Annotated in this window: 19 protein-coding genes; all 19 read right to left on the bottom strand. The window is 44.2% G+C overall.

The annotated features are described in order from the left end of the window. Positions 1-85: 85 nt before the first annotated feature. Positions 86-1,780, bottom strand: coding sequence for a tetratricopeptide repeat protein (locus ABUA47_RS03675; protein ID WP_035450039.1), 1,695 nt, complete (start codon positions 1,778-1,780; stop codon positions 86-88). A gap of 790 nt (positions 1,781-2,570) precedes the next feature. Beyond that, complete coding sequence (locus ABUA47_RS03670; protein ID WP_008665573.1) at positions 2,571-3,221, bottom strand: hypothetical protein; 651 nt, start codon at positions 3,219-3,221, stop codon at positions 2,571-2,573. Between the two features lie 48 nt (positions 3,222-3,269). Then, on the bottom strand, positions 3,270-6,476 hold the full coding sequence (locus ABUA47_RS03665; protein WP_035450045.1) for an efflux RND transporter permease subunit: 3,207 nt from the start codon (positions 6,474-6,476) through the stop codon (positions 3,270-3,272). Beyond that, positions 6,476-7,948, bottom strand: a complete 1,473-nt coding sequence (locus ABUA47_RS03660; protein WP_005823863.1) for a TolC family protein — start codon at positions 7,946-7,948, stop codon at positions 6,476-6,478. The genes ABUA47_RS03665 and ABUA47_RS03660 overlap by 1 nt, the downstream gene beginning before the upstream one ends. Further along, the gene (locus ABUA47_RS03655) at positions 7,945-11,016 is read right to left on the bottom strand and encodes an efflux RND transporter permease subunit (protein WP_035450047.1); all 3,072 of its coding nucleotides are present in this window, start codon (positions 11,014-11,016) and stop codon (positions 7,945-7,947) included. The genes ABUA47_RS03660 and ABUA47_RS03655 overlap by 4 nt, the downstream gene beginning before the upstream one ends. Positions 11,017-11,052: 36 nt before the next feature. Next, positions 11,053-12,126, bottom strand: a complete 1,074-nt coding sequence (locus tag ABUA47_RS03650) for an efflux RND transporter periplasmic adaptor subunit (protein WP_034525355.1) — start codon at positions 12,124-12,126, stop codon at positions 11,053-11,055. 124 nt (positions 12,127-12,250) lie between these two features. Beyond that, positions 12,251-13,900, bottom strand: a complete 1,650-nt coding sequence (locus tag ABUA47_RS03645; protein ID WP_035450074.1) for an O-antigen ligase family protein — start codon at positions 13,898-13,900, stop codon at positions 12,251-12,253. Continuing rightward, positions 13,882-14,778: a signal peptidase I gene (gene lepB, locus ABUA47_RS03640; RefSeq protein ID WP_035450049.1), complete on the bottom strand. Its 897-nt coding sequence runs from the start codon at positions 14,776-14,778 to the stop codon at positions 13,882-13,884. The genes ABUA47_RS03645 and lepB overlap by 19 nt, the downstream gene beginning before the upstream one ends. Next, entirely contained in the window at positions 14,775-16,676 is a 1,902-nt protein-coding gene (locus ABUA47_RS03635; RefSeq protein ID WP_035450051.1) for a hypothetical protein, read from the bottom strand. The genes lepB and ABUA47_RS03635 overlap by 4 nt, the downstream gene beginning before the upstream one ends. Positions 16,677-16,711: 35 nt before the next feature. Next, a complete protein-coding gene (locus ABUA47_RS03630) occupies positions 16,712-17,584 on the bottom strand; it encodes a DUF1573 domain-containing protein (RefSeq protein ID WP_117703465.1) in 873 nt (290 codons plus the stop codon). A gap of 27 nt (positions 17,585-17,611) precedes the next feature. Continuing rightward, complete coding sequence (locus ABUA47_RS03625) at positions 17,612-18,613, bottom strand: hypothetical protein (RefSeq protein ID WP_133303866.1); 1,002 nt, start codon at positions 18,611-18,613, stop codon at positions 17,612-17,614. Next, positions 18,603-19,523, bottom strand: a complete 921-nt coding sequence (locus tag ABUA47_RS03620; RefSeq protein ID WP_133303865.1) for a hypothetical protein — start codon at positions 19,521-19,523, stop codon at positions 18,603-18,605. Before ABUA47_RS03620 ends, ABUA47_RS03625 begins: the two co-directional genes overlap by 11 nt. Positions 19,524-19,847: 324 nt before the next feature. After that, entirely contained in the window at positions 19,848-20,357 is a 510-nt protein-coding gene (locus ABUA47_RS03615; RefSeq protein ID WP_035450144.1) for a hypothetical protein, read from the bottom strand. After that, entirely contained in the window at positions 20,341-21,429 is a 1,089-nt protein-coding gene (locus tag ABUA47_RS03610; RefSeq protein ID WP_133303864.1) for a hypothetical protein, read from the bottom strand. Before ABUA47_RS03610 ends, ABUA47_RS03615 begins: the two co-directional genes overlap by 17 nt. A 51-nt stretch (positions 21,430-21,480) precedes the next feature. Beyond that, positions 21,481-21,720 carry an NVEALA domain-containing protein gene (locus ABUA47_RS03605; RefSeq protein ID WP_035450150.1) on the bottom strand — a complete coding sequence of 80 codons (240 nt, stop codon included), beginning with the start codon at positions 21,718-21,720 and terminating at the stop codon, positions 21,481-21,483. A gap of 209 nt (positions 21,721-21,929) precedes the next feature. Continuing rightward, the gene (locus tag ABUA47_RS03600; protein ID WP_044468875.1) at positions 21,930-22,985 is read right to left on the bottom strand and encodes a BF3164 family lipoprotein; all 1,056 of its coding nucleotides are present in this window, start codon (positions 22,983-22,985) and stop codon (positions 21,930-21,932) included. Further along, a complete protein-coding gene (locus ABUA47_RS03595; protein WP_349831425.1) occupies positions 22,969-23,304 on the bottom strand; it encodes an NVEALA domain-containing protein in 336 nt (111 codons plus the stop codon). The genes ABUA47_RS03600 and ABUA47_RS03595 overlap by 17 nt, the downstream gene beginning before the upstream one ends. 49 nt (positions 23,305-23,353) lie before the next feature. Further along, a complete protein-coding gene (locus ABUA47_RS03590; RefSeq protein WP_349824537.1) occupies positions 23,354-24,445 on the bottom strand; it encodes a helix-turn-helix domain-containing protein in 1,092 nt (363 codons plus the stop codon). Between the two features lie 186 nt (positions 24,446-24,631). Then, positions 24,632-26,197, bottom strand: a complete 1,566-nt coding sequence (locus ABUA47_RS03585) for an ATP-binding protein (RefSeq protein WP_035450152.1) — start codon at positions 26,195-26,197, stop codon at positions 24,632-24,634. Positions 26,198-26,556: the final 359 nt, after the last annotated feature.

Raw genomic sequence — 26,556 nt, 5'->3', positions numbered from 1 at the left:
AACACAAAAGAGAATAACAAACTATATATCAAGAAAATACTAAAAAAAAGCTACTAAGTTAGTGGACGAAAAGCAAGAAGTTCTTCTAATAAAGAGTTATAAATTCTTCCAATTTATCAGTAGTATCCAAATTTAAGCTCTCCCTCAATCTCCGTTTTTTCGTAAAAATAGAATTCATCTCGCAGTCAAAAGTAAACATCAACTCAGTGGTAGTGAAACCAACTTTAAGCAAAGCTATCAATATCAGGTTACCACTCGTTAATTTAAAATCTTTCTTTAACCGAGAAATCAAATTACCATATATCAAATCCATGTATTCAAGGAGCTGTTCTTTCTCTTGTTTGGTCATATTCTTCACAATCAGCTTTTCCTTCTTCAATTGATCCAAGAGATAAACACCATTTACACATACATTTTCACGTATTTTTTTATTCTCACTCTCCAACAGCAAAATCTTTTGATTCAATTTACCAACCTTCTCTCTATTTGTTTCCGCTGTTTCACCTGTTTTTTGTTTCAACACATCAAGTTCATAAACATATCGTTTAATCATGCACTCATTCTCCTTTATTACTTGCATATTTTTCCGGAACATCTCTTTGTATCTTTTTCTTAAAAGAAAATACAAAACAAGACATAATAGGATAATAAATAAAACGATTACCATCCCAAAATAAAACTGTATTTTCTTTTCGTGTTCAACTTGTTGCTTTTCTAAAAGAAGCTTTCCTTTTTCATATTTACGTTGCAAAGTCAAAATTTGAGATGCTTGTTTAGCATCCAGGTCAACGGACAACAACGAATCAGACTTCTCTTTGAAATAGAGAGCCATTGCATACTTTTTCTGCCTCTTTTCCAACAGATACAAATAGTGGTATGCCCCTGCCAGAGTACGAGGCCTTTCTGATTTCAAAGCTAAAGTAAAATATCTTTTTGCCTCATCCAACTTATTTTGATTTAAATAAATGTTCCCCAATGACATTGAACAGTGATGCATAGAATGCCTATCTTGTTCAGTCTCTACCGCAGTTTTCAACAAGATTATTGCATTTTCCAAATCTCCCTCATTTCTTTTTGCAATTCCTTTTACTTGTAACAAAGAAGGAGTTACTCGTTCAAAATCGATACATCCTTTCTTTTCTTCACACAAGGACAAAGCCCTATTGATGTAGTTATAAACACTGTCATATTGTTGTTCTACATAATAAATACGAGCAATATCCCGATAAGCATATATAACCCCTAAAGTATCGGCTGCCTTTTGAAAACAATATACCGAACTTTGATAATTATCAAGAGCATCTTTGTGTAGCTTTCTATCTGCATTCAAAATACCGATATACTCATATGCCAAGCCTTGTAGCTTATACTCTTCCGTTTTCTCCAATTTAGCCAAAGCATTCAAATAGGCTTGCATAGCCAGCGTATCATTCCCCTGCAAATCCATCACTTTGCCATAATAAAACAATGCCTTCCCCGCTTTCACGTTATCACCCCCATTCTTATAATAATCTACCGCCAACTTTATCAACGAATCCGACTGCATGCTATCCAGATAGTTCTTATCACGGGCTTGTGTCAACAGCAGCACATAGTCTGCCCGCTGCTTTCCACGAAGCTTCTCCGGATGAGGAATTTGCTCCAACAGCAGTAATGCACTGTCAGGATATACATCCATATACCTCTCTACCTTATCAAAAACATTGGATACGTTCTTCTCTACGCAAGAACCTAACAGTACACAAACGGACAAAAGCCCAAGATATAACAGTTTTTTCATATGAACATGTTCTTTACCAGATTATCATTGCGTATACACAGAATCCTTTTGGAGATAAATATTCACACCAGCCAACGGCAATCCTTTTTCCCCATCAGTCACAATGCCATTTGTCTGCGCATTAGAAACAACTGCACAGCAGAATGTTATGAACAGTACTATACATCGCTTCATAATCCATGTATATATAATTAAACTTTGGATGAGAATAAGCTTTTTTACGGCCTCTCCCTTCAAAGATACAAAAAACCGCTTCAACAATGTACAAAAACAAGATAAATGTGACAAACAAAACAAATAGCTCAGAGCTTGTTTCCCCTTACATAGGCTTCCTTTCCATTTTCTGTACGGAGTTATCAGCGCCTATCGGCCGTGATGCGCTCTGCCAACGGCCGTCAACCACTCGACTAACGACCGTCAACAAGGTGCTTCATAACCGTTGAACACCTATTATACTCATAGTTTCCCCATACTGTGCACCTATCTTATTCCTATTATGAGCCCAGCTGCAGTCTATCGGTAAACGGTCTTTTACGAAGTTAATACCGTGTTTACACGAAACGCATATCGTGTAAACAAGATATTTGCAAAATGCTGTACATTCTATTAATACACTAACAAACAAGATATTAACTTACTTTTCGGCGTATTTCCGCTGTGGAAGCAAAAGTTGCTTCCACCTTTTTGAGTTGCTTCCACAGCACTTGTAATGCCGATGAATAAAGGGATGCAGGAAGTAGGTGGAAGTGTGGAAGCAGAAATGATAAAACTAAGCAGAGATAATTTTCCCTTAAAAGCAATAAAACTCCAGAATCTGCTGGAGCAAAGCATCCTGCTTTCCCAGACCTTTTTCCAACTCCACACTTTTCAGGTTATAGAGTTGTGCCAGCAAAGCTGACGACTGCTTCTCGCAAAGACGGGAATCATGTACCTGCTCCATCCAGCAGACGGTCTCTCCCCAAACATCTACCGAAAGATGTGACAAGACTTCTGTCGGGGCTCCCCCCTTCTCCACCTTACGGAAGATTTCGACCAAAGCACACAACAAGCTGGACATTATCTGTTTACAACGGGAATGGGAACGGGATTCCCGGTTTCTGAAACGTAGCAGGAAATAGTACCCCAGCCATAAATAAACGGTGGTGACTTCTGCATGGATTTTCTCTATCCTCTTCCAATGCGCAACCAAGGCAGCATCAATTTCTTCCAGAATCGCATCCGTATCATCTTCTATGTAGTATTTCTGCGCAAGACACTCTATCACGCACCCCCATTTCGCCATATCCACACACTCTTGCGTACGCCCCATCCATACATGGGCTTCCTCCAATATCCGGAATGCCTTTTCTCCACATTCTGGAGCATCATAAAACCGATACTGACGAAACAACAGAAGAGACTGACATAATAACTCATCCAAAGAGTACTCCGCACTTTCCATATTTAAAATTCAAGTATCCATTCAGGTAACAAAATCGAGCAAAAGTAATCATTTCCTAAGAAAATCACGCTGTTTCAGCACAAAAACCGGCAAGAAAAAGAAGATACCGATGACGGACATCACCAGTCCGCCAATGGTACCCGCCGCCAATGGAAACCAGAAAGCTTCCTTGTCCTCACCTATCATGAAAGGGATAAATCCCAGAATGGTAGAAACTACCGTGAGGAAAATAGGAACGACCTTCGCATTCCACGCCTTGACGTAGGCACGAAGAGCGGAAAGACGGGGGAAACGACGTCGGATGCTGTTGTACTCGTTCAGGATATAGATGCTGGCATTCACCGTGATGCCGCACAGCAGGACGAACGAGGCAAAACCGCCCTGGTCGAAGTTCAGCCGGAACCAATAGAAAGTAAGAAATACCCCGATATAAGAAACCGGAATCACAAAGATGATGGCAAGCGGCTGCTTCAGGGAGTTGAACAGAACGCTGGTCGTAAAGAAGATGATGGCTATCACCACCAGCAGAAGCAGGTATTGGCGGTTGTCCTTCTCGCCCCATGACCAACTGTTGCTGTCCGACTCGGCTGTATAACCCATCGGCAACAGTTTGTTGAACTCCTCCAGGACACGTTTCTGTATCTTGTTGCCCATCTCATTGGAGCCGATATATTCGTATTGCAGGCAGAGGCGGTACTGCTGGTTTTCTTTGGCAATCTCCTGCGGCATCTGTCCCTTTTCCACAGTAGTCAGTTCGGAAAGCTTGTAATGCTTGCCGTTTCCTACTCCATAGGGGAAGAACTGCATCGCCCAGATGTCATATTCGGCAGACTGGCGGGAAGAGAGCTTGATTTTCTCCGTTCCCTGCTCGGCCGCTACCGAGCCAATCTCCAGATTCTTGCCAAAGATGGGGCGCACCGCAGAGAAAAGCACTTGCGCGTCGATGCCCTCTTGCGCCATGCGCTCCTTGTTCAGGTTGAAGTAGAATTCCTGATAGTCATCCTTCCACCAGGAGAACTCCGAATTGATGAGCACTTCCTTGATACGCCGGTGCGTCAGCAGCTTGGCCTTCAGCTTCTCCGCCCACTCATAGAGTTCGTCGTAGTTGTAGCCGTACATCCTGATGCGGTAGGAGCCGGCACTCTCGCGGACGTCATTACTGAACCCCTGGTCCTGCAATCCGTAGATGCCCCAGCTGCCGCCTCCCAGTTCCAGTGCCTTGCTTATCATATTGGCTTTCAGTGTATAGGGAAAACCGCTGTTCCGGGCTTCCTTCTTGAAATAAATCTGCATACTGGCACGCCGGGGGCTGTAGATGGAAGTATGAAACTGCCTGATTTCCTTGAACCGGCTGAGGTAGGTCTCCATACGTTTCATCAAAGTGTTCATCTGCTCGAGGGTGCTGCCATTGGGAAGGTTGGCGTTGGCATAGAGCACCACCTCCTCATTACGGGTGAAGTAACTGCCTTCGTACACCTTCTGTATGAAAAGCCGCAAGCTGCCGCCCAGCGCCTTGTCCACAACGGGTTTCACCGACTCCTTATAGGTATCCGAACCGAATACCTTATTGTAAGCAGCTTCCCATTTTCCCCCTCCTTCCAGTTTGTCGGGCAACAGAAAAACAGGCAGACCGAAACCCAACAGCAACAGCAGGCATACAGCCCAGCGCCAACGGCACAGAAAACGGATGAGAGCAGAGTAGCAGCAGGAGAAATAAACGGGGAAACGTCTGAAAATCCGTCCCAACCTTGTTTTGAATGTTTGCGTCAGCCCCGGCAAGACAAGACGCCTTTTCTTCCCCGTAATCCGCCTCACCAGTCCTATCTTCTCAATCATCGACGGAACAAAGAACAATGCCACCATCAAGGAAACAGCCAGATTGATGATCACTACCGCTGCAAAGTCCTGCAGGTTGAGCCGTATCCTCTCGTCAAGGAAGAAAATGATAACAAGCGCACCCATCGTAGTGAGGGTTGCCGCCAACACCGACAGGAAGGCCTTGAGATTACGCCGGTGCAGAATGTGGTCGGTCATGACAATGGTACTGTCTATCACCAGATTCAGCGAGACAGTGATACCCGCCAGCGAATAAAGCTGCATCTCAAGTCCGAAGAGGTAGTAGAAGATAAGTGCCACCGCTATATTTACAGCCAGGCTGGTAACTATCAGAAAAAGATATTTCAACTTACGAGTAATGAGCCATACGAATACAAGCAGGATGAGTACCGTCAAACCGGTACGGAAGTAAATCTTGTCCAGTTCTTCCCGTATGTACTCGGTCGCATCATAGCTGGTATGCACTTCATATCCGACAGGAAGTACCTGCCGAACAGCTTCCATCTCGTCCATCACGGCACGGTTCAGTTGCAACTGGTTGGCAGTTTCTTCCGCAGTAATGGATAGATAGACGGAATTCAGCCCATTGATGCGGTAATAGCTTTGCGGCTCCTCCTCCATACGGACAGCCGACACCAGTTCGTCCAAGCGGAGCAGTTTCCCGTCGGTAGCCGTCACGGTGATGGCAGCAGGATTAAAACCAAGGGAGTTGCTCTCCGGCACCAGTGCCAGGCGTATCCATTCCCGGCTACCGTTACCTGTATCCACATTGTGCGTACCCAGAAATTCCTTCCGGTAATGCCGCTGTACTGCCTCGCTGATGTCCGATAGGGTCACACCCAGCAAGCGCAACTGTTCACTGTCATATTCCAGTCTCCACTCCATGGGCGTGGCACCGCTGAGTTCCACCTTATAGATACCCGGAATATTTGCCAGCCGCGGCTTGATATGCTCCTCGGCATACTGCTGAATCAATATCGGAGTGGAAGGGGCATTCAGTGTGAAGGACATGAAAGGGCGTGAGGCGTTCTCGTCGGGCACTTTCATGTGAATGGTGGGATAGCTGACACCTTCGGGCAATTGGGGCCACGTCTGCCGGATGATGGTGGAAGCTTCGAAGCGGACTACCTCGACATCGGCATGCTTGTCCAGCTCCACAGTAATGTTGCCGTAGCCGTTGCCCGAGGTGGAGTTCAGCCGCTTCACTCCGCGGATACGCGCCAGCATGGATTCCAGCTTGCTGGTCACTTCCATCTCCACCACCCGCGACGAAGTGCCAGGCATGCTGAAACCCACCGTGAAGCCGGGCAGGCTGCGTGACGGATTCAGCTTGACGGGGAGCAGCGGTATCAACGCCACCCCTACCAAAGCAAGGCAGACAAACGCCACTATGACGGTGAAGGAAGAAACTCGTTTCATCAGTTATTATAATCAAATTTTTCCGACAGCGAAAATCCGCTGGCAAAGTCGTGCAACGTCAGTTTCCGTATCTTGTAATAATTCAGCCAGTAGTCCTGCAAGGCGGAGATGTAATTGCGTTGCGCTTCCTGCTGGCGGTTCAGCGAGAGGGTCAGGCTGTTGATGTCTGCCTTGCCGATAATGAAGCGCTGGCGGGTTTCGTTATACGCCAGGATGGCAAGGTCGAGGGCCTCTTCGGCACTGGCGACGAGGGCTTGCTGGACGTTGAAGTCGCTGACGGTCATGATAACCTCCTCCTCAATGCTGATTTCACTCTGCCGGGCAGAAGTCTTCACCACGTTCAGATTGTTCCTCGCCATGTTGTATTTGCCTTTCCTCACGCCCCAGTCCACCAGTGGAATGGAGACACTGACCGACACCATCTCCTGCTGCATGGGATGCCTGTATGCTTCACCGAATTTCTCTGCCACCTGGTTGAAGCCGACGCTGGCGTTGATGCTGGCGTTGAAGCGCGATTCCTTCTTCGTCTTGTCTACTGTCTGCTCGGCTTCCAGCACTTCCTGACGAAGCCCCAGAAATTCCGGATTGTTGGCTTGAGCGGCCAGCAAAGCCTCATCAACCGGTATGGTCAGCGCCCTCGGACGTCCCGGAAGCGACACCCTGATATCCGTGTTCTTCTCCATATTCAGAAAAGATGCCAACGAAAACATGGCGCGCTTCAAGGCACTGGCGGCATTCTGCAAAGTATTGCGGGCGTTCACCACGTCGAGTTTCAGCGTCAGCAGGTCGGCACGGCTGATGGCGGCTATTTTCAAGCGCTGCATGCCGATGCGGTAGAGGGTATCGGTGGAGACGGCATTGTCCTTGGCCAAGTCATATTCCGCCTGTGCCATGGCAAGCGCAAAGAAATAGGTAGTGGCCTGCTCGGATACTCGCTCTGCATTGTAAATATACTCCTTCTTCACCTTTTCGTACTTCAGCGGCTCAATCCTGCGTTCCCAACGGAAAGGATTGTAACCGACCAGACTCTGCGAGTAGCCCAAACGAACCGGAACACTGGTGAACTGGGTATACTTGTTTCCACCGAAGCTCCGCATATAGCCCAGCTCCGTATCCAGATAGAACGTACCGCCCGTCAAGTCGAAATTCTGTCTGACGGCAAGATTGCCGTATGCATAGAAGGATTGCTGGCTGCGATAGATGTCAAGGTCCTGTTCGGAGTCGTAACGCTTGGTGATATCGCGGTTGTACTGTGCCGGAGTCATGTTCAGCGTCAGGCTGGGAAGGCGGTTTGCCTTATAGGTGCGGTATTCCCAATAACCGGCCAGATACATGTTCTTGGTGCGGAAGGCTTCCAGCGAACTGTCATTCGCCAGGGCAATGGTCTGCTGCAAATCGAGCGTTATCCGCTGTTGGGCAAAAGCGGAAAGGGCTCCCAGACTGAACAAAAGTATAAGACTTAATTTCTTCATGCTCTTTCTTTTCTATAAATAAACCAATATATCAACGGGATGATGAACAGACTGACCAGTGTCCCCACGAACATCGCCCCAATCATCGCTATGGAAAGCGGCTTCTGCAGCTCCGAGCCCATGTCGAACGAGAACAGCAGCGGAACCATAGCGAAAATGGTGGTGAGCGATGTCATGATGATGGGCCGGAGCCTTCTGCGCCCCGCCTCGTGGATGGCCTCGAGCAACGGCATACCAGCCCTCCGTAATTCATTAATGGCATCCAGCTTCAGGATGGAGTCGTTGATGATGATACCGCACGTCACAATCAGTCCGATGGCGGACATCAGGTTCAGGGTATGCCCGCATATCCACAACAGAAGCAGGGCAAACGCCACATCTATCGGAATTTCCAGCAGCACGATGAGCGGCTGCACGAAGCTTTCGAACTGGGCGGCAAGAATGAAATACATCAGCAGGACAGAGATGAAAAGAATCACCACCAACTCGTCCAGCATCTGGCGGTTGGAGAAGAAACTGCCGGAGAAGGCCGTATCCCAGTCACCCGTGGCATCTGCCTCCCGCTTCACCTTTTCCATCAACTCCGGAGCATCGTCCACTTCATAGAAACGGAACGGTATATATTCACCGTTGCGTCCTGCCGTAATCGTTTTCAAGTCCTCAGCCGGACGCACCTTTACCAGCTCCCGAAGCGGAATATACTCCACTTCGCCCTTACTGTCCGGACGGGTCTGTATCAATGTCTGCTGCAGCACCTCATTCACTGTCCGCTCCTCGCCCACAATGCTGATAGGCAGGTATTGCTGGTAGGAATGGAGCATAGCTACGCTGTTCTCCTTGAACGCTGTCCGCAGCGTACGGTAAAGCTCGTCATACGAAACGTCATAGAGCAACAGCTTTTCCTGCAGGATGCTTATGTCAAGCTGGTTCTCGAAAGCGATACCTACGGGCGCTGTCCCCGTAAGCTCCGCAAACTGTTGTTCCAGTCCGCGCAATTCTTCCGCCGCCGGCGCCTTCTCCTTATTGCGGGCATAAAGTCCCGCCACCACATCGGCCTCCCCGGTCACGAAAAGCTTCTCGAACACGGTTTCGGGTGGAGAAAAGGAGACTGTCGCCAACGGATATTCCCGTGTCAACCACTCGCCCGCCTGCTTCTGCAAGGGAGCAATCCCGTCAGGCGAGGAAGTCTTGAAATACAATTCTGCCTCCGAAGAAGAGAGAGCCTGCTCACGGTTCAGCAGATAGTCCTGCTGGCCTATGGCAGCCGTCTGTTCCACAGTCTTGTCCAACAACTGTCCGAACAGCACATTCACACGATGCCGGTTCTCGTCCACATGTATATTTTCGTTCCATTCCACATGGACTATCAGTTCATTCTGGTCTATCTGCGGCATACGCTCCTTGGCTATGGAATAGAACAGAAAGACACAAAGAGGAACAGAAACTACACAGAATATGATACTTACCGTCTTGTGGGAAAATACCCAGTCGATGCCCGCATCATAAAAACGGTCCAGCGTATGTTCCTTCAACGGATTGTTGATGCGGATGCGGGAGAACCACGACCTGCCGCGCAACCCCATCCGGTAGACCAGCATATAGAGGACTGGCAGCAGCATGATGCCCGTGAAGTAGGAAACCAGCAACCCTACCGTAACAGAGAATGCCTGGTCGTAGAACAACGCCCCTGCAATGCCGCTCATGAATATCAGCGGCACAAATACGGCAATAGTGGTCAGCGACGAACTCAGCATGGGCGTAATCACCTCACTCGTTCCCGTCACGCAAGCCCGCCGCAACGAATAGCCCCGTTCGCGATACTGCGAAATGTTCTCCGTCACAATGATACTACTGTCAATCATCATACCCAACGCCAGGATTAATCCCGACAAAGAAATGATATTGAGTGACATCTTGAACAAGTAGAAGAACAGGAAGCAGATGACAATAGATACCACCATACTCAATCCGATGATGAACGGTGATTTGATGTCACCCAAGAAGAGTACCGCCACAATGCAGATGAACAGGAAACCCAACGACAAATTTTGCTGAAGATTGGAGATGGTATAGTCCAGCAACTCCGTCTGGTTACGGCTGATGCTAAAATCAATGTCGGGATATACTTTCTTGAAGTAGTCCATCGTACTGTTGATGGCAAGCTTCATGTCTTCCATATTCTCGTCCACCTGCTTGATGACGGCAAGGGTAACGGCACGCTTGCCATTGCTCATGGAGACACCTTTCTCCTTGGCAGGAACAATCTCTACCCGGCAGAAGTCTCCCAAGCGGATGATACGTCCTTCCTTGCGCAGCAGGATGCCCTTCACGTCCTCCTCTGTCCGCAGCAGGGTGGAGAACTTAATGTTGTATTCGTAGTAGCCGTCGCGCACAGTCATGCTGCCCGGCTCCACGTTGTTTTGCGCCAGCACGTTTTCTATGTCTTCAATGGAGAACCCCAACACAGCAAGCTTATCCGGGTCGGGCACAATCTGTAACTGGCGTTCGACCAAACCCGTGACATCCACCATTGCCACTTCCGCCAACTGCTCGATGCGACGCTTTATGACATTTTCGGCAAACTCGCACAAATCAAGAAACGCGCGTTCGTCCACCTTGCCGTATGCACTGTCGTTTTTTAGGGTCAGATTGAGGTAGAAGACAGGAATGTCCGTCGCACTTGCCTTTATCACCTTCGGGCGTTCGGCATCCTTGGGCAGATAGTTCATGGCGGCGTCAATCTTCTCGTTCACTTCTATGAAGGCAAGGTCGGTATTCGTACCGAAGTCGAAGCCCAGGCGGATGATGCCTGCACCATCGCGCGTCTCGCTGTCCATGTCCTTCAGTTTCGCCACCTGGATGAGCTGCTGCCGCAGAGGTTTCACCACCGTATTCTCTAATTCACGCGCCGAGGTATTCTGCGCCGACACCTGCACTGTAATTTCCGGGATGGCAATATCGGGCAGCAAGGATACCGGCAAGGTGAAGTAAGTCACCAGCCCGACAATGAAGCATGCTGTAAATGCCATCAGTACGGCAATAGGCCGCTGTATCAAAAACTTTATCAATTGAACTATGAATTTTGAATTACCACTTATCACTCATTATCTATCAACCACCTTCACCGGTGCTTCATGTGCCAGATTCACATTTCCCGTCACAATGACCGTATCGCCCTCTTTCAGGGCATCGTCGGCCATACTATAGCTTTCCGCATTCTCCAGACCGGTCTGCACATAGTTCCACTGCGCCTTTCCGTCTTTCAGGGTAAACACCACCTGCTTGCCCGAACGCAACACCACGGCACTCTTCGGGATTACAAGCTGTCCGCCCAGAGAGCGGTGCACGTTCACCCTCACGTTCATCCCACTGAACAGCCGTCCCTTGCCATTGACGGTAGCCTTCACCTTAACCATCCCCTTGTCATCCACCAGAGGATTGATTTGGGTGATGCGCCCCTCCTGTCTGGAACCGGCATCCGAATAAGGGGTAACAATCACCTTGTCGCCACTCTTTATCAACGGCAGTTCGCTTTCCAGCACCGTGAAGTCCACCTCCATACCTTGAGTGCCGATAATGGAGCAGAAGGCTTCCGAGGTACTTGCCTCGTTGAACGGTTTGGAGAACAGGTTCGCCACTACCCCGTCAAAAGGCGCAACCAGCGTGGCGTGTTCCTCTTCATACGCGGCAAGCTCATACTGGGCGAGGCTCTGGTCGTAACCGCTCCTCACGCGGGCCAGCTTCATGATGTCAGCAGGTACTTTGGAGGCATCCCCCACCGGATAGCCTTGCCCTATCAATACATCCTGCAGCTCAAGTTCCGCTTTTTCCAAGGCATCCTTGGCCTGCGCGGTCTTGTTCTTCAGGCGGAACTTATCCAGTTCGGCAAGTTTCTGCCCTTTGCGCACCGGGTCACCGTTCTTCACGTAGATGTGTGCCACTACACCGGTGGTCTCAAAACGCAAATCCGCCATGGCACCGGCGGTTACTTTTCCGTTGCTCACCAGTTCATGCTCAAAGGTCGCCCGCTTCAGGACTTTCACGGTCACTTCATTGCTTTCACTTGGCAGGACGGTTGCCACCCCTTCCTCGGACTCTTTTCCCTTTCCGGCATCGGAGCAGGCGGCAAGCAGGGCAACGGCCATGCATAGCAGGTATCGATAGTTCTGTGTCTTCATATTCATACTCAATTATAAATTGATAAAATTAATCGTTTCAAAAAAACGAACCGATATTTGCATGTGGACACTTTTTTCATAGCACTTTAGCAATTAGTTCACTCATTATTAACACTTTCCGTTTTTATTCATCTTTTTTAATATGGACAAAAATAAGCTGAATCTTTTTTATTTCCTCCCTCATCTGTCGTATTGCCGTAGAATGCACTTTCGGCTCTTTCGTCAATACCATCCACTTCATTTTTTCAAACTTGTCCGGTTGCCTGAAGCTTGGTTCCGCATAAAGCTTCGCAAGCAGATAATAGGGATAAATACGTCCCGGCAAACGATGGGTGGAACGGATAAACCAGTCTTCCGCTGACAAGCAATCACCCATCTGCTGATAGTTCTTGCCTATCACATTCAGTATCATGGGGTCACAACTACGCTGTAAAGCTTCTTTCAAAATACGGTTGGATTTACTGAACTGCTGCTGCTTGTGCAATCCATGCCCATATTCGAACAAGAAAGATGCCCGGTCCCTCAACAGAGGATAAAGGCGCCCGTACTCTTTCTCTGCCGATTGATACGCACCTGCATTATACAGCACCCGCGCATTCATCCACTCCCGACAGGCCTGCTCCACTTGCAAGTCATTCTTCAGGCGAAAACCGCCAATGATGCCTACTGATACAGCCAGCCCCAACCATTGCCAACGGTCGGCACCGGACAAGCACGCCACAAGCAATCCTCCAAATGTAACGATAAATACCGGAAGTTGTAGCGGATAGGAGGAAAAAGAGAATATCATCAAAGAAAGAATAGCCCCACAGATACCATAACGTCCTTTACGGACTCCCCTATACAAACACAGCACGACCACAACCAATAGACATACCGCCAAAGGAATGCCCAGTTCGACCGCAGCCTGCAGATATTCATTGAATGCATATTCCGGACTTCCCGCCACACGTTCCTCCCACGGTTCATAATCACCTGCTGCAAAATAAGTTTCCTGCGCATTTCCATAGGCTGCTGCGAAATTATGAATCCCATATCCGGTCAACGGCTTTTCTGCAATGGCACGACAAGTTATCTTCCACATGAAAAGACGGCCACGTGCAGAATCGGGTTTCAAGACAAACAGTAAATAGCCCGCCAATAGCAAGACACAGAATCCACCGACCACTACCATCACCACACGCTGCCTTTGCTGCTGCCATAATAATCTGAACTTATCCGTCCAATCCATATGCCAAGCATATACACACAGACAGGAAACTCCTGCCGCCAACCATGCCGAACGGCTCATTCCTGCCGGAAGCACACAAAGGATAAGCAGCATCACACCACCGGCAACAACACGTCCCCCCCTCCTGCCACAAACCAGCCATTGATACAAACATACCGGAAGTATCATAGCCAAATAGCCCGAATAAGGTCCCGGATTGAAGAAAGAACCCGTCAAGGCGTACATAGAGTGACCGGAAGTTGCAAAGCCATAGAGTTGGCGCAACCCTAAAATAGCTTCAGATCCTCCCAACACAACCAATACCCAGGAAATCACAGAATCCAAACTTATAAAATCCCCTTTAGACTTAAAGATAAGCGCCGATAGAATACATCCAGCCAACAAGAAGGACGCCTTGTCGAACCAGACCCACTGCCCGACAGTTTCAGCAGGAAGTAACCCTGAAGAAGCTACGCATACCATTGACAATAAAACCAGAACAGCCATCCAAAGCACAGTCCAAGTAACGACAGCCTTTATTTGCCTTATTCTATTTTCTTCCATACCCGTTCCCATTTTATACTTCCTGACATATCATCCTTCGATTTCCAAATGCGTAGAGCCCTGCCTACAATAAAAGGTTCAGGCAACAATCCCCAATAGCGTGAGTCTTTCGAGTTCTCCATCTTGTCACCGGATACGAAATAATAATTCTCACGGAAACAGTATCTGCTTATAACACTGTCTCCTAACAATACAGTATCCCTCCTGAACGTCAGTTTCTCCTTCTGTTCCCATTCTATCAGATTTCTATAAAGCATCCGGTTCAGTGAATCCATCTCTACTACACTTCCTTTAGCCGGTATGTACAATGGTCCAAATTCGGCAATGCTCCAGCCCAGTTCTTTATCAAAAGGATAACTTTCAACCACTATTCCCCTATTCACAAATTCCTCGGAGTCAAGTAATTTTTGCAATTTATCTTGTGCAGCAGTATTCCCCAAGTATCCGTCATGCCCTTTCACCCTATAATGGCAGTCCTTGATTTCCAAAGTGTCTCCCGGAACTGCTATACAACGCTTTACATAATATGACATTACATCAAAGGCAATGCTGTCCCAACTTCCCGGATAAGGAAAATTGAATACAAGCACATCATTCCTCTTGAACTCCCTCCATCCGGGCATACGATGAATCTTAACCTCTTTCCTTTCCAATGCGGCAAACACATCGAACAACCTCGCTCCTTTTGAGCACTTATCAACCAGAATATAGTCTCCTGCCAACAAGGAAGGTTCCATCGAATCAGAAGGAATCTTAAAGGAAGTGACAAGCAACAACTGAGCCAACAGTCCCCAAAGAGCCACAAAACACAATCCATAGACTAAATTAATGCCCCAAGCCAACAACTTACGCAAGAATAAATTATTCCGAAACCTCATTTCCCAAAATTTGATATGAAAACCTGCTTTCCGTTCTCAATCCGAAATACTTGCTCCTCTTTGCCACGTGTGATGTCATGAAGATAAAAAAGTGCGCCCCTAGGCATGTTGTCATACACCAAAAAAGTATCGGTAGCCTTTTTCTGTCCCAACGAAATCCATCCATCTTTTCCCCCATGATAAAACAACTCATAAACATCGCCTATACGGACAAAATTATCATCATTTCTGGGCATATACATCAATTCATTGAAACATATCTCCTTACCAAAATCAATCACCATAGAAGCACCTCCCTTTTTAGGTAAATAGTAAGTAAGCACGTCACCGTCAATAATATTATCTATTTTAAGATACTTATTTTCCGAAACATCTCCTTCTATTTTCAGAGGATTCACCTTCACTCCATCATAACTGAAAGACAACTCGGCCAATTCAATACGTATATCTTTTGGCGTAGAGAACCTAACATACCGTCCTTTCACCGGTTCCGGCAAATGTATAAAAGTACGGTTGGTATGTGGGGTATCGCAAATACAATAAAATGGTTCATTCCCTGAAAAATCTTTTCTATTTGACACCTCAAATTTACTGCCTACCATGATATTGAAACAGTATCTAATCCAGTCAAAGAAAGCAGCTTTTCTTTTTAAAACGACAGTATCCTTTACAGACAAATCAGGAATGTAAGGATGTGCCTCCTTACCGTCAAAGAAAAAGGGATAACCTATGGGCTTATAGGTTGAATTCTCATAAGCAAGAGGCATATATATCATTTTAGCCTCTATATTATTGAAAGTCGCTTTTCCTTTCCTCAATTTAGCTATATCCACTCCCTCTCCTGCCGTTTGCGGACGAAATACTCCCAAATATACATAGTCGTCTTCTACATCACTTAAATCCAACACCAAATCATCTTTAAAATAATCTTCAGAAACATCCTTCACAAAACAATGTCTGAACAAGGGAGGTATCTCATCTTTCACACTCAGAAACTTCAGTTTCTCTTTTTGTAGACCATAACAATAGCGAAATACCTTCCCTATCCTTCTTCCGTCCACGTCCCACTTAAATTTAGCCACATGGAAAGAGTTTATATTAACAAAATTTCCCAAAGAATCTCTCACTACATCCCAGATATGGCCCATTCGGGATTCCGATTCAAAGAAATACACGTCTGCTGTGGCCGGAATTCCTAATGAGCGCAAAACATAAAGTCCAAAATCACACATGTCCACACATTTTCCGGCCCGATGCTCCAATAGGAAAAGAGCACCCATATGAGGTGAATCAAAGTCATTATTAAACCGAAATCCCCTTTCCCTCAGGTTCTCCATAACAACCTTCGTGGCTTCCATTACATCTGTTCCTATATAAACAGAGTCCAATAAAAACGAGAATTCCTCGCTGTATACACTCCGCCAGTCTTCAAGCGTTTCATCACCGATACGATAAGGAAGAATCAATTCACAGAAATCATCAAAGGAAAGATCTTTATTCCAAGGCCTTTTCTTCCAGACCACAAAGGCTTGATCTATATTACGAATCAGATAATCAGCAGTTATAACATGAATATCATACTCTTTATTCATCATCGAAGCCGGATATTTCTCCCATTTTGCTACTTGACTACTATCAATGATACCAAAAGAATCCGTAGTTGCTTTCCAATATCTCAACGTATCTATCAGCCACCCTTTGTAACTGTAACATTTAGGCATATTCTCAATCAAAAAGCAAGCTGCTTTATATTTCTCCCCACTATCTTTATAGTGGATAAGTACCTTTTCTAACTCGCCCCGATTACTCCCAGCCAGTTCAAGCGCTTTACTCAAACGATGGTTGTTCACACAAGAGCAAAGAAGCAATAATGTAAACAACCACACAGATTTCCTCATACCTTATTAATTTTCGTTTTTACTTTTTTAAACACTCACTGTGCATTACCAGAAACCGTAAGTATTATCGGAGATGACTCCGAATTACAATGTATTCTTACTGTTTTACTAAAATGTTCAGGATGTTCTGCCTTATAAATAATAGACAAATTCAAATCCATTCCCGGACGAACCGGCTCTTTAGAGTACTCTACAGAAATACAGCCACAAGACGTATCCACCCCTTCTATTGCCAACAGTTTATCGCCTACATTTTTCATGATAAAAGTAACCTTCTGTTCTTTTTGCCAGTCGAAATTCCCCATAGATGTCGAAACTTTATCCACATCAACAATTGTTTGAACAACATTGTCTTCATCATCAGATTTTACTTCTCTGCCTTGTATAATCTTCAAATAGAGCTCTCTTACTTTCAAATTATGGATAGGATTACCCATAGCTACAACTCTATTATCATTATCCAACAAAAAAGTTTGAAATGCCATATCAGCAGGAAAATGATTCAACTTATTCAAGTAGTCTCCTTCATCAATACAAATCGGATGTTTAAACCTTTCCACCCGTAAAGTTTGATATATCTCCATTCCATTTTTAGGACACAAGAAAAAAAGGAACTGTACCGTATGAGGTCGTATAGAATCGACTACGGTGATAAACTTTTCCCATTCAGCAAGTTTCAATTTACAACTGGTACAACCCGTAGAATCAATATAAGTCAATATTTTATATGTGTTTTGAATGGGATATTCTACCGTATCTTTTCCTTGAATCGTAAAAACCGACCTAGCAGGCAAACTCAATTCTTTTCCTATCCATTTCTGTAACAAAGAAAAAGATTTGTCTTTATTGGATTTTCCACATGAAGCAAATACCACAAAACCTAAGATTATTATTATAAAATTCTTCATAAGTTATCATTTATAAACTACCTTCAATCAATTATCTAATAAATCCATCTTGAAGAATCGTGTACTTTCATAATCAGAGCAACTTCCACAAAGAATATTTCTCTCTTCATCTACAAATATATCATTGATAAGCACACTGAAACGATATTTAGCGACCAAATTCCCTTCCCAATCCAAAACCAACAAATTGCAATGCGGAAGCAAAGGCCCCGCACCCAACTGATTCGGATTTATCAAATAAATATACCTATCCGTTACAAACGGGCAACTAAAATGCCAATACTGCTCTGAAGGGCGAGCGGGAACTACCTTGTAATTTCCCAGCCCACCTTCCAGAAAGACGTCATGCCGCAAATTTTCATTCCGATCATAGATCCGGATACGTCTCAAAGAAGCGTAAGTAACCACAAAAGCACTCCTATCCGGTTTCATCATCAGATAATGATAATAAGCCGATTTAAAGCTTTCCAAATTCTTAAAACGAATATCATTTTCCGGATAATTCCCCCCTGAGACATTCCTTCCCGTCTGAATATCTGTCACATGATATTCAGACACTCCCGGATGTTTTCTCCTATCTGCATATATATACACCCCGGGATTCAACTCTTGCACCGTCCCAATATTTTCACTTACTTTATCAATAACAAAAGAAGATGTTTTACACAAGGAATCACTTTTCAAGGTATAGGCATCCACTTCTCCTCCCGATTCAAGATACAAACAATCTTTTCCTTGAGAAACAGAAAAACGACCGGGAAGCACCATTTTCTTTATGAATTTTAAATCGGGGTAATCATAGATTCCTACTTCTTCATATCCCCCAAAAGCAATCACCCGATTGTTGATTCTATTCATCCGAGCGGGACGTACCAATTCTTCTGCCGGATATGTCTTAATAGGAAGCATTGTATCTATAGGAAAATGTTCTTTATAGATGACAGCCACAGCATTACGCTGTTCCCCACAAGCCACACAAAGAAGTAGTGCAACGCAAATAACGATTAAATGCCCTATCTTATAATTCATATTTCACCAAGACAAAATCCGGATTCACCCCTATGGCATACAACGTATTACTCTGTTCTTCAGATGCTATACGCATTACGGGAATACCCAAATCAACAATCTTCACTAAATTTCCATCATAATCATACAAGAAAACTGTACGAGGACATTTGCTTGCATCCCTTCCCACTGTAGATTCATCCGTATCATCTTTTCTACGGTCTCGTTGCAATGTAATAATAAAATCCTTACTCATGCAGAGTCCCCGGACACCTTTTACCCTGCGGTCAAAAATCACCTCATTGTTCCGAATCTCGTATTCGTCACCATCCGTTCGCCATTCCCATACAAATGAAAATTCATCCTCACCCTGCTGATACAATGCCAAATAAGGGAAATCATAACAAGAACAGACAAATACTCCACGAGATGCATTATATCCTCTCTCTCCCCCTAAATATTGTTTCACCTGCGGAATGGGATAATTGCCAAATGAAGAAGCCTGACCATGCAATAGAGTTTCAAAACAATGTTCCGCACCAGCATCCGCAACTCCAATATACACATTCTTGGCATATTCAGCCATGGCAGGACGCGATAACCGTTCCTCTTCCGTCATAGGAATAAACGCATCTTTACTTTGCGACAAGCTATCAAGAGACAAGAAGCCACGCGTCTTTCCATTAGCATCCACGGCAAAAAAACAATTGTCGATACATGAGCCATTTATACCTCCTGTGATAAATTCACGCGGACCTTCTCCTACCTTTCCCATCACTCCCACTTTACGACCGGTCTCTTTTTCGTGCACATGTACAAAATAGTCGCGCGCAAAAGGGTCCTCCCACACCAAAAAATCACCGGCTACGCGTAAGGTTCCCGGCATGGTAGTTGCTATTTCATCATCCAGCAACTCATAAGTTGCACTCACATATTCTACATTCTGTTTTTTCTCATTTGCACAGCCATACAAGAAAAAAAGTATAAGCAAATAATAATATGTTTTCATTATATATTATTTAAATTTTATTATTAAAATCTGCCATTTTATATTCCTTACTTTTGATTTTTCTTTCAAAGTAATAAAATTCCCCTCTTTTCTTCAATAGAACATCTCACATATATCCTTGATACTAATTAGTTAGTCAGGATGACTCCACATTACAGTTTACCGCTATGTTTCATTGAAATTCCCTTGATTATTAGCCTTAATAGAAAATATACAAATTAAGTTTCGATTCCCTTTTTTCACACGTTAAAGATTTATTTCTCCACATAATACACTATCATATTTTTTATTTTCAACTACATAAGTAACTATTCCACTACAATATTCTAAATTTTCCGATACGATTTCTCCTTTACTGTCCTCTATAAACTCTATTTTTTCCAATTCACTAAAACCTACTTGTTTCATATAAAATCGCGCAGAAACACTACCTCCTTCTTCCACAATTACCACTATAGGCAAATCTACATTTTTTTTCTCCAAAAAAGATAAAAAGCCTAAAAACTGACCAACACAAAAAGAGCAGTTTGAATTTAACAAATAAATAAATCCAGTAAATGGTTCTACTTTTTTCTCAAATATTTTCTCAAAATTAACCATCAATGCATCGTATTGAGAGTCTGTCGCCATCTTTTCACAAACCATTAAGCGTAGAATATCATTCGCCTCCATCATTCCATCCATTTTTTTTGTCATAGAACTACAGCCCACTAATAACAAAACAGCTATAAACCAAAAACTAAATCTCGTCTTCATACATTTTTAGTAAAACCGGTACATCTTCTCTGTTTAAAACAGTCACATATAAAGCACGTTCCTTCTCACTTTTTGAAATAGCCCGTACACAACCACTTACCGAAAAACAATTGACTAGTCTACCATCCCAATCAAATTTCAGTATCCATCCTGGAAAGTCCTTCATCCCCATTCCTATTTTCAAATAATCACCAACATAAGACAAATAAAAATAATTTTTATCAGTACAATAGGTCAAATAAGCATATGGAATATAATCTTTAAAACTAATTTCAATACCTATATCCGACTCACTATCTAGACTATATCTTGTTTTCAAATCTATCGGTCCCTCTATCATTCGTAGTAAATTTAAATCCTTGTCATAAATCTCCATAGCTGACTTATGCATACAAGCATATATTATCCTATCATTAAAATCATTCATGATAATACACCCATCTACTGTCACATTTCTTGTATAATATTTATATTTTACCTCTTCTACATACGACCTCTTAGCGTCTGTCACTATAAAACGGGGAGCATTCTGCTCTATCTTCAAATTCTCATCAGCAAAACAGTATGGATTTTCCAACAAAAAGCAATCGCCATAAGGTACGGCAGTAGGACTTCCGATTGCCCGATGTCGAATAGGAAGAGTTGTATATGTAGTATTTTTCAAAAGGGAGTCTAAATTCACAACCGCAACTTGCCCTTTTACGAAATCATTGACGAGTAATGTTTTCCCATTCATATCAACTCTGGCACTAAGCATTTCATCTGGACCATCACCAAATCTATACAATTTAACAATATTTTCTTTAGTAAACAAGTTATGTAGTTCCACAAAATATCCATCTTTATGTTTCTTGTTCAGTACTATCAATATGCTATCTGCATAAACCCAGAATTTTTTCGCATATATAAATTCATCGAAAGTGCCCATTGTATCTGCTTGTAACACTTTTGCTTTTGCTAAAAGCTCTCTATCCAATATTTGAACCGGCACTTTTTCCCTTTTAGGTTGTACACACCCTGACATCAAGATTATGAATATCACAACACTCAATATACACATTTTTTTTTTCATTATTGTCAATTAAAGGTACTCAAGCTAAAGCAAGAGTACCGCAATTAAAATTTAGTCTACTTTTGTACCATCACAAGTTAAAGTGTATCCTAAATAACTTTTACTACAAGAGCCATCACCAGTACATTTCAATTTCACACTACCACCTTTAGTTATTTCACAGTCGGCCAATGCTTCCACATTAGCCAACATCAAATCAGACATAGCTTCCGATTGTTGGTTAGCATAAACACCATATCCTGCCACTGCCGCAAATGCTGCAACAAAAGCTATTTTCATTATCTTTTTCATTGTTTTCTTTATTTTTCTTAATCAATAATATTTTGTTTTGTCTTCCATATCTATCCTTTCAATGGAAAAGCATACATTTTGCTTATTCAATCCAAATCCGTATCTTTGCCTCGACCTCCTTTCTGGGTGGGTTATGGAACGGACGGCTCATCATGCACCAACAAGACGTTTGCCATCCGTTCCTCTCCATTCCTATTTATATTTTTCTTTTATTTCATTGTATACTCTATTATCGGTTCATCCTTGTTTACATCCGTAGCAAGAATCGTCCCTTTTTGCTCATTTACAGAGATGCCATAGATACAATGGTCGAGTACATATTTACAGAGAGGTTCTCCTTTCAGGTTGAATACATAAATATATTGTCCACCATCCACCTGGATGCTTTTCCGTGCATTCTGGGCTATTTCTTTAAAAGAACGTCCGTGAAAGACGGCATAAATGGCACTGTCCGTCACTTGCACATCGCTGAAGCCCATGATGCCCGTAGGAATGCCATAACCTTCTGACAATTTGAATTCCGGCTCGCCATGAGGCCCGATACGTACCACGTGCGTGCTGTCTTTCAAGTTAAAGACTTCAAGCACTTCGCCCAGTTGGGTGACCGCCGCCAGCACTCCGTTTCGGGGATTGTAATCGATGAAGCTGCGCCATGCCTGCGCCAATGCAGGACGAGCATGCTTCATGGCATCCTCATTGGAAGAAAGGATTGCCCCCATTTTATACAACAGTCCGCCTTGCCTGTTCACCCGACAAAAACGGTTGTCTCCCGAATAATCGGGAATAATAAAGGTAGAATCATCCACCATCACAAAGTCCAAAGCCCGAAGAATATCTTTATCCAGGTTCACTGCTTCTTGACGAAACAGTGAATCACCGGATAAATCACAACCAAACCGAGTTAATTCAGACTTGTTGGCATCGAGAGACCACAAAGATTCCCCATACCACCGGATATTTTCGACAGAAATCTGCTCATCGGGAGATTCTCCCCGCTTGCCGAAAGAGGATATGTAGTGAAATTCCGGATAACTGAAAGCATGACAGAAATAGTCTGTCCCATGCAAATCCATCACCACAGCCTTATCTCCCTGTATCCGAATACGGAAAGGGTAACGGAACAAAGCTGTATCCAGCGGAATAACTGTTCCTTTCAGTTCCCGCGTTTGCGAGAAATCTGTATAAGACAATCCTTCACAGTGGGGAGTAGAGGTACATGCCGTTAAAGCAATGAACAAGAACAATATGTTAATAAAGTTCTTCAAAGCTATATTTCGTTGCTACATATTGTACCTTACTATGATTGATCGGACAATCCACAGAACCAACGCCAGCACATCTATAATCGCTCCCCGATTCTCCGGATGCCAAAGCTTCTATATTCTCCAATATCAAGTACTCTAATTTTTTACATTTGGTATTTAATCGAAAGGATGCGACGACTGCTACCAAAAACAAACCAATAAATAAGATTTTCTTTTTCATGTTTTTCATATTAATAACTGCAATTTGAATGATGGTGGCAAAGGTGTAGAAAACAAAAGCTTCATCCAAATTTTCGGGCTGACAATAACTGACAATCAAGTAAAAACAGGCATTGTCAGTTATTGCCAGCCTATTGTAGAGAGACTACTTACTCTGGGATTTCTTCGATGAAATGGGGATTTTTTAATTGGTAACTGAAGTTTTTATTTTCTATCTTATAATTTGAAATTCGAGATAAATATCCACGTAATCTTTTGATATTTGTATGCAGATTATTCAAAGTACCGTTACCATCCGGCCATAGTAGATTCAGAATTTCATCATTAGACAGTTTGAAGTCTTTGGCATCCAAAAAACCTCGCAGCAATTTGGCCGATAGTGGAGTCAACTTCAAACACAAATCACCGTTTTTCAACATATCCAAATCAGCATCAAAACGTAATCCATCCTCCAACCGATAAATATGTAATTGACTTTCATGGCAGACAATTACCGGAACTTCCTTTTCTACAACGACAGATATTTCCTTGACAAAAAGACGATGATAAATCCGACTCATATAGTCGTGCACAAAGTACAGCAAAGTGCAACAGACAATCAAAGCACCCAGCAAAAACATATCCTTCCAAGAAAAAATCATCCACCAAGGACCATAAAGGTATCCGGTGACACCCACTTCGCATCTATATCCTAAATAATGAGTATCCAAACTATCCGATTTTGACAAATAAAGAGAGTCTTCGGAATAACTACAAGCCTCATGCTCCCACCAATCCGTCACAGATATGCGTACTACCGTTTTTCCGGGATACTCAATCTGCCCCAACAATTCCTTCCACAGCAAGTTCAAGGAGTCGGCAATCAAAGGGTGGTCTTCAAGTACAATCGAACGTATTAACCTCCAATCAGAAAGACGCTCTATATTATGAATATGTTTTTCATAAGGTATGATGAAACTTTTTTCTCCATATTTACTTATCATAGATACCTTTATCAGTTCCTTCTTTCGGTCATTGGCATCCATGATGGATAAGTCAATATTCTCCTCCACATAGAAAGGTATCTCCATATTTCTTTTCTGCAACTCCTCTCCCAAAGCCACACGAAAAGTACTCCGTGCCTGCGTTTTCCAGAACTCCATCCGGTTCTGATACAAGAACCAACCGGTAATTATTGCTGCAATAATCCCTATAGCAACGCATGTCAATAGCATTTGTCGTCTCTCTCTTTTCTCGTCCATGTGGTGTGTCTAATACTAATCCGCCCCAAAGTTAAGCATTTTTTTACAAGGGACACCAATCTTAATCTTCTTCTTACCGTGCTCGCCTGATAAGAAATGGTAAGATACCATTGCGCAGCAGATAAAATACTTGAAGAAAAACGAGAAAACCATAAAAATATGGCATAAGCATACTTACAAGAGTTTCTAATCAGCTTTAGCTATTTTCCACCCACCAATCGTCCGCGTGGCACTGTCAAAATTCACACCAATCTTGACCACACGCCTACCGTCTGCCCGGTAAGAGATGGCATACTGCTCGCTGTCAATCTGAGCCAACGCCTCTTCCGGGATACCGTCGTATTTGAATTCGAAGACATAAACGGCATCCTGCAACTTCACCACCACATCCGCACGGCCTACGGAACTCTTCACTTCCGACTCCACATATTGCCCCATCAACCGGAACAGCAAATAGAAAATGGTCTGATAATGCTTTTCGGTCTTGTTATCCAAATCCTTGGGAATGGAGGCAAAGAAGGAACGGGTACGCTCCAAGCAGCTCTCCACATCACCCTTCATCAAGTCGCGAAGGAAAGAGACGACGTAGAAGGTGTTGTTCTGGGCAGGCAAGTGCACGTAAGAGGGAAGCAGGGATTCAATGAACCCTTTACGGACCTCACCGTTGGGATAGGCCAAACGATAGATTTGGAAATTACGGTCATAGCCCTTAATGGTAAGATAACCGCTCTGGTAGAGCACCGGGATGGGACTCGTTATCTGTTCCGTAGGCGCATCAAACTGCTCATCGGTAGCCTCAACACCTTCCAGCGCACGCACATCGAAGTCTGCATGGCACAGAATATCTATCAGGAAAGTAGGCGTGCCCGTGGAGAACCAATAGTTCTTGTATTCTTTGGAATTGAAAGCATTGAACAGACTGAACGGGTTGTAAATATCCGCACATGCCTTGCTGAAATGATAGCCGTCGTATTGCCGCTTCAAATGCGCACAAGCTTCCTCGTAAGTTTCGCCGTTGGCTTCGGCCATCTGCCTGATGTCGGGTTTCAACTGTGTCAGCAGTTCCTGCTCGGTGATGCCGCAGAGGGCACTGAAGTCATCGCGCATACTGATATTTTGCAAATTGTTCAGTTCGCTGAAGATGCTCAGCTGGCTGAACTTGCTGATACCCGTGATAAAAAGAAAACGGAGATATTGCCCCAGCCCCTTGAGAGGACTGAAGAACTTGCGCATCTCGTTGCGAAGCTGTTGTTGCAAAAGGGCATCGGAATTACTGTCAAGCAGAGGAGCATCGTACTCGTCAATCAGCACTACAACCGGCTTTCCGGTCTTGGCGTAGGCACGCAGGATGATGCCTTGCAGACGCTCTGCCGCCCCCTCTTCCTCTTCCTTTTTTCCGTAAATTTCTTCCCAACGGGATAAAAACAAATTCAATTGCCCCGTCAAGTCACGCAGCTCAGTATATTTCGTCAAGCTGAAATCAACGTGCAGCACCGGGCAAACCTCCCATTCCTGCTCCAGACGTTCCATAGCCAGCCCTTCGAAAAGTTCCTTTTTCCCCTGGAAATAGGCCTCCAGCGTAGACACGAGCAAGCTTTTGCCAAACCGACGGGGGCGGCTGAAGAAATAAATTTGGTCTGTATTCACCAATTTGTACACCAGCTCCGTCTTATCCACATACACACAATTCCGCGTACGCAGTTGCTCAAAATTCTGTATCCCTATCGGATAGCGTCTGCCACTCAATTCCATAGCTGCTACTGTTTAAATTACAAGTATGACAAAGATAGCACATATTCCGCAAAAAAGAAAGCACGCCCATGGCTTTTTCATCACAAGCCCTCACTGCAAACCTACTGCACATCTTTTGCAGTAACACTGCAAAGGCGTTGCAGTAGCACTGCAAAACAGTTGCAGTGGCACTGCATCTATGTTGCAGCGGCACTGCAAAAACGATGCACTGGTTTTGCAGTGAGTATTTGGTATCTTTAACATTGGCACCCAAAGCCTTACAGCGGAGCAGAGCCCGTTTTCATCACATAACGCCCTGTCCTGAAAACAGTCAACCAAAATCAGGAGAACAAAAAGGGTGAGGGCAAAATTTGCCCTCA

This window comes from Bacteroides sp. RTP31139st1_H2_RTP31139_211217 (assembly GCF_040227615.1).
Classification (GTDB): Bacteria; Bacteroidota; Bacteroidia; order Bacteroidales; family Bacteroidaceae; genus Bacteroides; species Bacteroides uniformis.
This window is presented reverse-complemented; position numbering and strand designations above follow the sequence as displayed.

Bases quoted from the DNA above. Each gene is read 5' to 3' on its own strand.
- ABUA47_RS03665 (WP_035450045.1), bottom strand. From the start codon at position 6,476: ATGAAACGAGTTTCTTCCTTCACCGTCATAGTGGCGTTTGTCTGCCTT.
- ABUA47_RS03635 (WP_035450051.1), bottom strand. From the start codon at position 16,676: ATGAGGAAATCTGTGTGGTTGTTTACATTATTGCTTCTTTGCTCTTGT.
- ABUA47_RS03610 (WP_133303864.1), bottom strand. From the start codon at position 21,429: ATGAAAAAAAAAATGTGTATATTGAGTGTTGTGATATTCATAATCTTG.
- ABUA47_RS03590 (WP_349824537.1), bottom strand. From the start codon at position 24,445: ATGGACGAGAAAAGAGAGAGACGACAAATGCTATTGACATGCGTTGCT.
- ABUA47_RS03585 (WP_035450152.1), bottom strand. From the start codon at position 26,197: ATGGAATTGAGTGGCAGACGCTATCCGATAGGGATACAGAATTTTGAG.
- ABUA47_RS03605 (WP_035450150.1), bottom strand. From the start codon at position 21,720: ATGAAAAAGATAATGAAAATAGCTTTTGTTGCAGCATTTGCGGCAGTG.
- ABUA47_RS03645 (WP_035450074.1), bottom strand. From the start codon at position 13,900: ATGGAAGAAAATAGAATAAGGCAAATAAAGGCTGTCGTTACTTGGACT.
- ABUA47_RS03660 (WP_005823863.1), bottom strand. From the start codon at position 7,948: ATGAAGAAATTAAGTCTTATACTTTTGTTCAGTCTGGGAGCCCTTTCC.
- ABUA47_RS03650 (WP_034525355.1), bottom strand. From the start codon at position 12,126: ATGAAGACACAGAACTATCGATACCTGCTATGCATGGCCGTTGCCCTG.
- ABUA47_RS03625 (WP_133303866.1), bottom strand. From the start codon at position 18,613: ATGAATTATAAGATAGGGCATTTAATCGTTATTTGCGTTGCACTACTT.
- ABUA47_RS03615 (WP_035450144.1), bottom strand. From the start codon at position 20,357: ATGAAGACGAGATTTAGTTTTTGGTTTATAGCTGTTTTGTTATTAGTG.
- ABUA47_RS03670 (WP_008665573.1), bottom strand. From the start codon at position 3,221: ATGGAAAGTGCGGAGTACTCTTTGGATGAGTTATTATGTCAGTCTCTT.
- ABUA47_RS03630 (WP_117703465.1), bottom strand. From the start codon at position 17,584: ATGAAGAATTTTATAATAATAATCTTAGGTTTTGTGGTATTTGCTTCA.
- ABUA47_RS03675 (WP_035450039.1), bottom strand. From the start codon at position 1,780: ATGAAAAAACTGTTATATCTTGGGCTTTTGTCCGTTTGTGTACTGTTA.
- lepB (WP_035450049.1), bottom strand. From the start codon at position 14,778: ATGAGGTTTCGGAATAATTTATTCTTGCGTAAGTTGTTGGCTTGGGGC.